Genomic DNA, 9,051 nt, shown 5'->3' on the forward strand with positions numbered 1-9,051 from the left:
TGGAGTAATTTTTGCCGCAGATTGGTCAAAGATTATGAACGAACCATAGAAAGTTCGGCTAGCTGGACGATTTGCTCCAATATTTACCGAATCCTGGGGCGAATATGAACACTGGCAAAATAAAATTTCCGAACATGCTCTAATACAAACATAACAACTATTGCACAACTTTCAAAGATTAAGCTATTTGATTTTTTTATTATAGGTAAAGTTCCGTAATTAAAACTGCTAGGGCAGTATGAGAATGTAGACATTTACTCATCTACAAAAACTCAACATGCCCCTCCATATCCTTCTTTTCCAAAACCTCATAAATCAACAATAATCCATTAATAAATTCACCAATGCCCAATGGCCTGGTAACAAAAACAATACCGCTGTGGGGAACATTTTGTGCGTGAAGTAGAAGAAAATCATTGTCTCTAGTCACAATCACCCAGGATTCTTTGGTAGCTAAAGCCAGTTGTTCGGCATCACTAAGGCCTAATGTATTCATTTCTGAACAAGTGAAAACTTCAATACCCCGTTGCCTCAGCCCTTTTGCCACCGCTTTAGCAACATGCTCGTCCAGATAAAAACTAATTCGCTCCATCCACCACCCGCTTAATTTTTGAAGGCATATCCCTACGCAACTCCTCAACCAATAACTCTTCCTTTGCCCAGGTTTCCTGAAGCGTCACCCGGTTGTGGTAATAATAGGCCAGTGCAGCAAAAATATCGGCCAACTCTAAATCGTAAGCTGCAGAGATCTCATCAGCATCCATTTTTAAAAGGTCGTACCATTGGACGATGTCTTTCACCCGGATGCGCCGTTCGGCAATATGAGGTTGTCCGCCCAGGATGCCCTGGTCAGTGACTATTCTGTTGTCAATGGATAATGCTGCGGTTGACATCTTTTTAATTTTAGGCAATTTATGTTTTTTTTGCAAAAAAACAAAGGGAGGCCGGAGCTGCTTTAGCCCCATTTTTGATTTAAAACTAGGGCTATGTTACCCTGAGTTGTCCCTTTGGTTCGAGAAGAATTATTTTCCCTTCGAACCCCTTAAACCCCCTTCCACCTTCAAATCCCCTTCAAACAATAAGCATCCAAATAACTAATGATCGACCTAGTTCCCGCGTTATTGACCCACGCATTTTCTTCATGACTGAGCTGAATGATGTCCTGACTTTTTACGCTCCTGAAGCGTTCCAGCACCTCTTTCAAACTTCCCAATTCCAGTTCCGTTAAATAATTCTCAATTTTGGCAGCTGGATTTGGAAAAAACCTGGTGCCAATGGCACCATTGGGGAATTCATGGTGATCCAGGGTTACAAAGTGCTCGTTTTCGGCAAATTGAAAGAGGGCATCAAAGTTATTCGGAACCGGGCCCATTTCAATCGCCCTATATTTCGCACCACTGATAGACCGGCCATGTTTGCGGAAATGGTGAAAATCGGCGTAAAAAAGAAGTTTATTCATTTGAGTTTTAAAGGGACTCAAATGCAGCGCAAAAAAAGAAATCATTGCGGCGAAATTTAAAAGACTAGGCTTTTTAAATCCTCGCTCCACATCTGGCCGATTTGACCCCATGAACAAGTGGGTCGTCCATTCATGCTCCTGTTGATGTGGATTTTGCTCGCATAGCGCATCTACTTTTTTTTGTAATTTATCTTTTTCTTCCCGACTCAAACTGCTCAGTTCAACCAATTGACCAAAACTTTTGGGATGGGCTGCTAGAAAAATCAGGCTTGCGTTCGACTCACTAGGCAATTCTCCGTTTTCATACTGCTTGTACTGGTTGATTCCAAATCGCAGCACTTCGGACATTTTTGCAGCCGAAATGCTATACTGCTCTCTGATGCCCCGAATTTCCTCTGGAAATGGAAGGTTGTACTTGCTGCGGTACTGATCCATCGCTTGCTGCAAGTTGATTTCTACCAATGCTGGTGTTTCAAATTCTTCTCCAGTATCTTCACATTTGTACACGTGGTATTTGACATCAAAAGCTTCTTTACGAACCTTCAACTGGCTATCGTAAACGTGAAGTTTCATTTCTTTTCCAGTGATTGGGCTTTGCATGGTGATTGTCTTATGATTTGAGCGGATAATTCATGGGGTACTCCGCAAAGTGGAATGAAATACAAATTACAGGATTGCTTACCCGGCCAAGTGTCACTTTGATGTATATCTCGTGGCCTTTTACCTCTTTGCCAAACACCCACATGTCTGCACCATTCAACATTTGATCGAGTAGAGGGCCCTGAGAATAATCTTCTATGGATAAATCCTCTAACACGGCAATGGCATCATTTACGCTGATTTCAAGTTCAGCCATGGTCTGAGTATTTTTCTGCCGATCACTCCAGAATATTACATTCCAGATTTTCAGCTTCACTTTAAACTCAGTTAAAAAATGATCAACTGCAGTTGTTTCACCGTGTTCCATGAGGATTTTAGCGTGTTTTCATTCAACTGATGATTTACTGTCCAAAGATAAGGTATTTCAACTTTAAAATCAACGAAAAAGTGAAAAATGGATATAAATGTATTTTTTTCACGTAATTAAAGTATTTATTGAGTGTTCCTCTTGTATTTTCTCTAGATACCTAAACCAAACAAAAAATGCCATCTCCCAACCAAGAGAGACGGCATTTTTTTATTCCCAGCACCACGAGGGTGCCCATAACCTTATTCAGCTACCACTTCGAAAGTAACCGTTCCCGCTACTTCGCGAGACAGCTGAACCTGAGCGGTATAGGTGCCCAGTTCTTTAATTTCTTCAGCGATAGAAACCTTGCGGCGCTCAATTTCCAGACCAATTTGGTCTTTAATGGCAGCAATGATTTGTACGTTGGTAACGCTACCGAAAATTTTGCCACTTTGCCCGGCCTTCGCACCAATTTTAATGGTTTGGCTAGCCAATTGAGCAGCAATGGCTTCGAACTCAGCGCGGCGAGCAGCTTCTTCCTCCTCTTCTTGGCGCTTGATGCGGTCGATAGCATCTAGGTTGGCCTTGTTGGCTACACGAGCCAGGCCTTGTGGGATCAGGTAGTTGCGGCCGTAACCATTTTTTACGCCAACTACTTCAAAACGATCCCCTAGTTTATCAATATCCTTAAGCAGAATAACTTGCATGATTGATGATGATTTTGAGTTGTAGGACACCGCTTGGTGTCCCTAAATCAAATCGTTGCAGTCCGAATTGGATTATTTCAACAAATCGGCTACATAGGGCAGCAAAGCCAGGTGACGCGCACGTTTTACGGCAGTAGCCACTTTGCGTTGGTACTTCAAAGAGTTGCCAGTAATGCGGCGTGGCAGGATTTTGCCTTGCTCGTTGATGAATTGGAGCAAGAAGTCGCCATCTTTGTAATCGATGTACTTGATGCCGAATTTGCGGAAGCGGCAATATTTTTTGCGCTTCTGGCCAATCTTAGGATTGCTGAGGAACTTGATATCGTCCTTATTTGCCATTGGTTTGTGTCTTTTGGAAGGTTAGTAATGGAATTACTCTTGATCTTCGGTAGTAGTTGCAGGAACATCTGCGTCTACTGCAGCAGCCTGTGGACGCCGTGGGCCATTGTTGTTGCCTCTACGGTCAGGACGCTCATTTCTTTCGTCACGTTTTTCCTCTACCTTCTTCTTTTTCACCGTACCAATCAGACCTTTGCGCTTGTCTTCATTGTACTTCACGCCGTACTTATCCAGTGATACGGTCAGGAAGCGAATGATGCGCTCGTCGCGGCGGAACGCCAGTTCAACTTCGTTGACAAAGGTGCCATCAACAGCCTTAAATTCAACGCAATAATAAGCCCCGGAGTGACGCTTGCCAATGGCGAATGCCAATTGACGCAAGCCCATCTCATTGATATGCACGATCTCACAGCCCTTGCTTTTGAGCAGATCGACATATGTCTGAGCCGTCGCCTTGATTTCTTCAGACGCCAGCACGGGGTCAACGATGAAGGTTACTTCGTAATTTCTCATCGGATTCAGACATATTAGGTTATCCAAAAATTTGGGCTGCAAAGGTAATTAATGGGTTTTGGATATCCAAATAATTATTTGAAAATCATCATGGTCGTTCGACAGCCGATACAATCATCGAATGATCGTAATCCCCCCGAATGATCGGCGACTGCAAATTTCCAGTGAATGACCGTACACTGGTGTACACATAATCGAACAATTCCTGGATGGTTACTTTTTTATCGCGATTGGTATCTGCTTCGCCTTTCAAACCCCGAATAAGGAAATGACTGAATACGCCTTGGCGCAAACCACTGGCTTCAAGCGAAGTTTCTTCGGATTTGGATGACATGATTAAAGCAGTACCTGCCTGTGCCTGTGCCAGTTGATTGTAAAAACCAACGATGGTATTTTGAGTGGATTGCACCGAGCGTGCGGCCAACATACTGCCCGAGTGGCAGGCATCGGCGATACACAGCTTGTACTTGGCCGGGCTCTTTTTGAGCATATCGTTGATTTCCTGATGGAAAATCTTGTTGTCTATGCCATTGTAATCAATCGGCAAAAAGGCCCCTGGTAAACCATGCCCTGAAAAGTACAAGAGCACAAAATCGTTGGGGCCTGCTTTATAAAATACTTCTCGCATTGCAGAAAGAATATTTTGGCGGGTCGCAGCTTCGTCGATCAGGAGTTTGATTTGTTCATCAGCTACGGCACCACCTTCCGGGCTTTTCAGGAATGCATAGATGCGGTAAGCATCATCGTCGGTAAAACGCAACACGGGCATATCTTTGTAGGAAGCCACCCCAATGATGACCGACCAGATTTTGATTCCAGCCACAACTGGTGGTTGACTGGTTGGATTGGCATTTTCTGATTCCAGGGTTTGTATCAGTTTTCCATCCTTCCAGTAACCCATTTTTTTGCGCCCGTCAGCATAGGTGTAGGTTCCTCGGCCGGTCACACCGCCACGGTCAAACATGCCCTCGTAACGAGTGCTTGTGCCATCCTTTTGCTGATAAATGGCTACCCCTTGACCATGAGAAAGACTATCTTTAAACGGACCTATGTACCGACTGCCATCACCATACACATAGGTGCCATAACCATTGACACAATCCCCTGAGATGCACCCAATTTGACGTTGAGGAGATTTTAATCCTGGAACAGGTGGCACTGCACCAGAAGTTGAAGCATTGCCATTGCTGACATAGAGGTTTTCTTTCCAAACCCCGGTTCGTTTTAAACCCTTCTCATCAATGAATACCCCGGAGCCATCCATTTTGTCGCTAACCCAACGGCCTTCATAGATTGTTTTATCGGGGTTATAAACTTTGCCAAAACCATTGCGGATACCATTTTTAAAATCTCCAAGATAGATCATACCATCTGGGTACAATTTGATCCCATTGCCTTCAAAACAATTGCCCGAGATACAACCCGGTTTAAACTTGTAGGCAACACCATCCAAGGGGAGATTGAGGTTGTTCATCGGTTTAACCAGCTGGCCTTCTTTCCAGATGCCTTGCTCAACCTTGCCCTCGCCAGTCAGGCGAATGCCTTCACCTTCATAACGGTTGTTTTTCCAATATCCGGTATAATTGCCATCGTTGGGCAAATACAAATACCCAAAACCTTCTCTTTTTCCCCCTTTAAATTCACCCACATAGCGTGAGCTACTGCTCGGGTAATACATGACCCCACTTCCATCAATACAATTGCCGGTGATGCATTGGGCGAGTACGAATTGAAGATTTAAGGTTACTGCGATTGAAAAGCAAAAAATGAGCTTCTTCATGGTGGAAATAATTTATAAGGGTCAAGTTCATTCTCTAATTAATGCAAAAGGCATGGCCTGGTCAAATGTACCCAACAACAGAGGGGTCTGCACATTGGCGGTATAAGTGCGTACGTTGCGTTGTACATAGTCAAAGGCTTCTTTGACGGTAATCAAGTTGTTGTGATCCTGATCAGCGGGGCCTTTTAAACCCTTGATCAAAAAATGACTGAATACCCCCGAACGCAAGCCATTGTCTTCCAATGAGTATTCTTCACTTTTTGAAGACATAAACAATGCAGTTCCGCCTTTTGAACTGACAAAGGACCGATAAAATTTTTCTAGTTCGATGTGAATAGGAGTCCGAGGATTGCCAATACTACCTGCATGGCAGGCGTCAGCGACTATGATTTTATGCTTTGCACGGCTTTTATCAATGATGTTTTTCAACTCCTCATGTTGAAGGCTATTGTTGTACCCATCGTAATCAATGGGTAAAAAAGAGCCTTCAATACCGTGGCCGGAAAAATAGAAAAAAATCACATCATTATCATCAGCTTTTTGATAAAGTGTATTCATTGCCGAAAGAATTCCGCTGCGGGTAGCATCCTCGTCGATTAGTAGTCGAATTTGACTCTCCGGGACGGCCCCACCTTCAGGGCTGCGCAAAAAGGCATAAACAAGATAGGCATCATCGTCCGTAAACCTGAGGGAGACTAGGTGATTGTATTGGGCGGCCCCGATTACAACAGCCCAGATTTTTACGTCCGAAGCAGTATTTGAAGCAGGTTTTACGGGTACGGTAGGTTTTGCCTTTTCTTCGAAGATTTTTTGCACGGGCAGGCCTTTTTCCCATACAGCAGTCAGGATACGCCCGTCCTGATAGTACATAATGCCCCGCCCCTGGGGGTTATTTTGTTTCCAAGCTCCTTCATAACGATCCCCATTGTTGTAAAAGGTTTTGCCCAAACCTTCAGGGGTGCCATTGGCAAAATAACCCACATAACGGGTGCCATTGCGGTACACAAATTGGCCCAGTCCGGTAGCGCAAAATTCTACATTACAATTGCGGTACTGGAGCGAGTCATCGGGTAGTGCCACTTCATTTTGTAAAATTTCAAGTCTACTCGCACCCAGATAGCGACCTTGATCCCAAATGCCAGTCATTTTGTTGCCGTTGGATTTAATCAGGGTTCCAGTGCCATGAGGTTTGCCAGCTGCCCAGTCGCCCTGGTATTTGTCCCCATTGGCATAGAGCATGGTTCCTTTGCCGCCAAATTTTCCCAATTGAAAGTCCCCTTCATAACGGTCTTTGTTGGTTTGTAGCAATACGCCCCGGCCCTGGGGTTGGCCATTGTACCATTGCCCCTCATATTTTGAGCCATCCAGGTAGCTCATGGTGCCGGTGCCTTGCATGGCATTGGCCTGAAATTCGCCGAGGTATTCATCTCCGGTAGCGAATTTGTAGCGGCCCCGGCCCTGGCGCATGTGATTGACCCATTCGCCGCTGTAGCGATCGCGATTGGGAAACTCCATGGTACCCAAGCCCTGCATTTTACCTTGCCGGAAACTGCCTTCGTAGACAGCTCCGTTGGGGAGCACACATTTGCCAAGTCCATTTTCACAGTCGCCTTTCAGGCATTTAAAAGCCGGATTTTGAGCACTTAACATCTGGGATGCCAATAAAAAGCACCATAGGCAGCACAACATCTTCATACCCGAAACTGAGTTAATTGTTACAAACAAAGCGGTTTTCAAAGAAAACAAAGTGTGAAATTTCACTCAGATTGTAGCGTTTTATTGCGAAGATTGAATAATTTTATTAACCTGTTATGGCTTATGCATATTGCTCGCCTCAGCAGCTTTAAAGAAATTTTAAGCCAATAGCATACGATGAACATATTTTTTAAACTTCCTCTTTAAAGTAATCTTAATTTTGCAAAAAAAATGATAGCAATGAAAAAATTCTTTCTTTTCCTTCTGGTGGCAGCCACCCTTTATGCGTGCAACAGCACCAAAAATAGTGTGAGCAGCAAAAGTGACAGCAAACACTTCGGCGCAAAAATCTCGGCCAATGGCGCCGTTTCTTATGATCAATTGCTGACCGAACTCAATTCCAAAGACTCTCTGAAAGTTAAAGTAGTAGGTAAGGTAGAAGGGGTATGCCAGGTGAAAGGTTGCTGGATGAACATCATCTCGGATGAGGCAGGCAAGCCTAAAATGTTTGTTAAATTTAAGGATTATGCCTTTTTTATGCCCAAAGACATCTCTGGCCGTAAGGTAGTTATGCAAGGAATCGCTTACCGGGAAGTTACCTCTGTAGACGAATTGCGTCACTATGCTGAAGACGCAGGTAAATCAACGGCTGAAATTGCCCTGATTACCAAACCCAAAGAAGAATTGAAGTTTATGGCTTCTGGTGTTGTTCTTTTGGATTAGAATCCGGGAAAGTAGCTCAAAAGGACTACACCCGGGCCAATTGAGCTTCTGTTCATAAAGTCTATGGATTTCAATTATCTTGTTTATATTTGTCGAGTAACCAAAAGCCTTTATGGACAGCAGGCTGTCCATAAAGGCCAATCACTTCAATTGTAGGAATGGATTATCGGGCCGCCAAAGATTTCATCATTGATAAACTCAAACGCGAACTTTCCGCTGATTTGACTTATCATGGTTTGCACCATACTTTGGATGTTTTTGACATCACGAAAGAACTTTGCAACATCGAAGCAGTAACCTCGCGCGAGGCAGTTTTGCTCAAAACTGCGGCCTTGTTCCACGATTCCGGGTTTACGATCAATAACAAAGACCATGAGTTGTTGGGCTGCCAGATTGCCCAAAAAGAATTGCCCAAGTTTGGGTATTCAGATGAAGAAATTGAACAGATTTGTGGAATGATCATGGCCACCAAAATTCCTCAAAATCCCCAAAACCACCTGGAGGCCATTTTGTGTGATGCCGATTTGGACTACCTGGGACGGGATGATTTTTACAGCATCGGTGCCACACTCTACCAAGAGCTCAAAGCATACAACGTCCTGCAAAATGAAGAGGCTTGGAACCGCCTGCAGGTTTCTTTTTTAGAAAAACATACTTTTTTTACACCCACCAGCATCGAGCGCAGAGCCCAGAAAAAGGCACTTTATTTGGACCAGTTGCGCAATTTGGTTGCCTCCTACGAAAAAAAATAAATTTTCCAGGCAGCGAATAATTCACCTCATGCGTATAAGCATCAGTTAAGGTTACAATTCGCTAGGCAACCTCGGCTTACACTCACTAGTTGCTACATAGCAAAATCTTTTATCAGCCCGAGGTTGCCTTTTTT

At 44.0% G+C, this 9,051-nt stretch carries 11 protein-coding genes; 2 read left to right on the forward strand and 9 right to left on the reverse strand.

Annotation, left to right across the window (positions count from 1 at the left end):
• Window positions 1-262: 262 nt before the first annotated feature.
• The 9 genes from SFV55_RS00925 to SFV55_RS00965 form a co-directional block, all read right to left on the reverse strand.
• Window positions 263-592: a DUF5615 family PIN-like protein gene (locus SFV55_RS00925; RefSeq protein WP_320027562.1), complete on the reverse strand. Its 330-nt coding sequence runs from the start codon at window positions 590-592 to the stop codon at window positions 263-265.
• Window positions 579-893, reverse strand: a complete 315-nt coding sequence (locus SFV55_RS00930; RefSeq protein ID WP_320027563.1) for a DUF433 domain-containing protein — start codon at window positions 891-893, stop codon at window positions 579-581. The genes SFV55_RS00925 and SFV55_RS00930 overlap by 14 nt, the downstream gene beginning before the upstream one ends.
• 167 nt (window positions 894-1,060) lie before the next feature.
• Window positions 1,061-2,059, reverse strand: coding sequence for a type II toxin-antitoxin system antitoxin SocA domain-containing protein (locus SFV55_RS00935; RefSeq protein ID WP_320027564.1), 999 nt, complete (start codon window positions 2,057-2,059; stop codon window positions 1,061-1,063).
• Between the two features lie 10 nt (window positions 2,060-2,069).
• Window positions 2,070-2,315, reverse strand: coding sequence for a hypothetical protein (locus SFV55_RS00940; protein ID WP_320027565.1), 246 nt, complete (start codon window positions 2,313-2,315; stop codon window positions 2,070-2,072).
• Between the two features lie 353 nt (window positions 2,316-2,668).
• A complete protein-coding gene (gene rplI, locus SFV55_RS00945; RefSeq protein ID WP_320027566.1) occupies window positions 2,669-3,115 on the reverse strand; it encodes a 50S ribosomal protein L9 in 447 nt (148 codons plus the stop codon).
• A 72-nt stretch (window positions 3,116-3,187) separates the two neighbouring features.
• Window positions 3,188-3,454 (reverse strand): 30S ribosomal protein S18, encoded by a 267-nt coding sequence (rpsR, locus tag SFV55_RS00950; RefSeq protein WP_320027567.1) that lies wholly within the window; start codon window positions 3,452-3,454, stop codon window positions 3,188-3,190.
• A 33-nt stretch (window positions 3,455-3,487) separates the two neighbouring features.
• Window positions 3,488-3,967 (reverse strand): 30S ribosomal protein S6, encoded by a 480-nt coding sequence (rpsF, locus tag SFV55_RS00955; RefSeq protein WP_320027568.1) that lies wholly within the window; start codon window positions 3,965-3,967, stop codon window positions 3,488-3,490.
• Window positions 3,968-4,055: 88 nt separating this feature from the next.
• Window positions 4,056-5,747 (reverse strand): caspase family protein, encoded by a 1,692-nt coding sequence (locus SFV55_RS00960; RefSeq protein WP_320027569.1) that lies wholly within the window; start codon window positions 5,745-5,747, stop codon window positions 4,056-4,058.
• A 27-nt stretch (window positions 5,748-5,774) separates the two neighbouring features.
• Window positions 5,775-7,442: a caspase family protein gene (locus SFV55_RS00965; protein WP_320027570.1), complete on the reverse strand. Its 1,668-nt coding sequence runs from the start codon at window positions 7,440-7,442 to the stop codon at window positions 5,775-5,777.
• A 240-nt stretch (window positions 7,443-7,682) separates the two neighbouring features.
• Between SFV55_RS00965 and SFV55_RS00970 the strand changes: the two genes are divergently transcribed.
• On the forward strand, window positions 7,683-8,165 hold the full coding sequence (locus tag SFV55_RS00970) for a DUF4920 domain-containing protein (protein ID WP_320027571.1): 483 nt from the start codon (window positions 7,683-7,685) through the stop codon (window positions 8,163-8,165).
• A 158-nt stretch (window positions 8,166-8,323) separates the two neighbouring features.
• Complete coding sequence (locus SFV55_RS00975) at window positions 8,324-8,917, forward strand: HD domain-containing protein (RefSeq protein ID WP_320027572.1); 594 nt, start codon at window positions 8,324-8,326, stop codon at window positions 8,915-8,917.
• The last annotated feature ends 134 nt before the right edge of the window (window positions 8,918-9,051 follow it).

Origin of the sequence: Haliscomenobacter sp. (assembly GCF_033763495.1) — a bacterium.
In the GTDB taxonomy this organism is placed as follows: domain Bacteria; phylum Bacteroidota; class Bacteroidia; order Chitinophagales; family Saprospiraceae; genus Haliscomenobacter.

Bases quoted from the DNA above. Each gene is read 5' to 3' on its own strand.
- SFV55_RS00925 (WP_320027562.1), bottom strand. From the start codon at position 592: ATGGAGCGAATTAGTTTTTATCTGGACGAGCATGTTGCTAAAGCGGTG.
- SFV55_RS00930 (WP_320027563.1), bottom strand. From the start codon at position 893: ATGTCAACCGCAGCATTATCCATTGACAACAGAATAGTCACTGACCAG.
- SFV55_RS00935 (WP_320027564.1), bottom strand. From the start codon at position 2,059: ATGCAAAGCCCAATCACTGGAAAAGAAATGAAACTTCACGTTTACGAT.
- SFV55_RS00940 (WP_320027565.1), bottom strand. From the start codon at position 2,315: ATGGCTGAACTTGAAATCAGCGTAAATGATGCCATTGCCGTGTTAGAG.
- rplI (WP_320027566.1), bottom strand. From the start codon at position 3,115: ATGCAAGTTATTCTGCTTAAGGATATTGATAAACTAGGGGATCGTTTT.
- rpsR (WP_320027567.1), bottom strand. From the start codon at position 3,454: ATGGCAAATAAGGACGATATCAAGTTCCTCAGCAATCCTAAGATTGGC.
- rpsF (WP_320027568.1), bottom strand. From the start codon at position 3,967: ATGAGAAATTACGAAGTAACCTTCATCGTTGACCCCGTGCTGGCGTCT.
- SFV55_RS00960 (WP_320027569.1), bottom strand. From the start codon at position 5,747: ATGAAGAAGCTCATTTTTTGCTTTTCAATCGCAGTAACCTTAAATCTT.
- SFV55_RS00965 (WP_320027570.1), bottom strand. From the start codon at position 7,442: ATGAAGATGTTGTGCTGCCTATGGTGCTTTTTATTGGCATCCCAGATG.
- SFV55_RS00970 (WP_320027571.1), top strand. From the start codon at position 7,683: ATGAAAAAATTCTTTCTTTTCCTTCTGGTGGCAGCCACCCTTTATGCG.
- SFV55_RS00975 (WP_320027572.1), top strand. From the start codon at position 8,324: ATGGATTATCGGGCCGCCAAAGATTTCATCATTGATAAACTCAAACGC.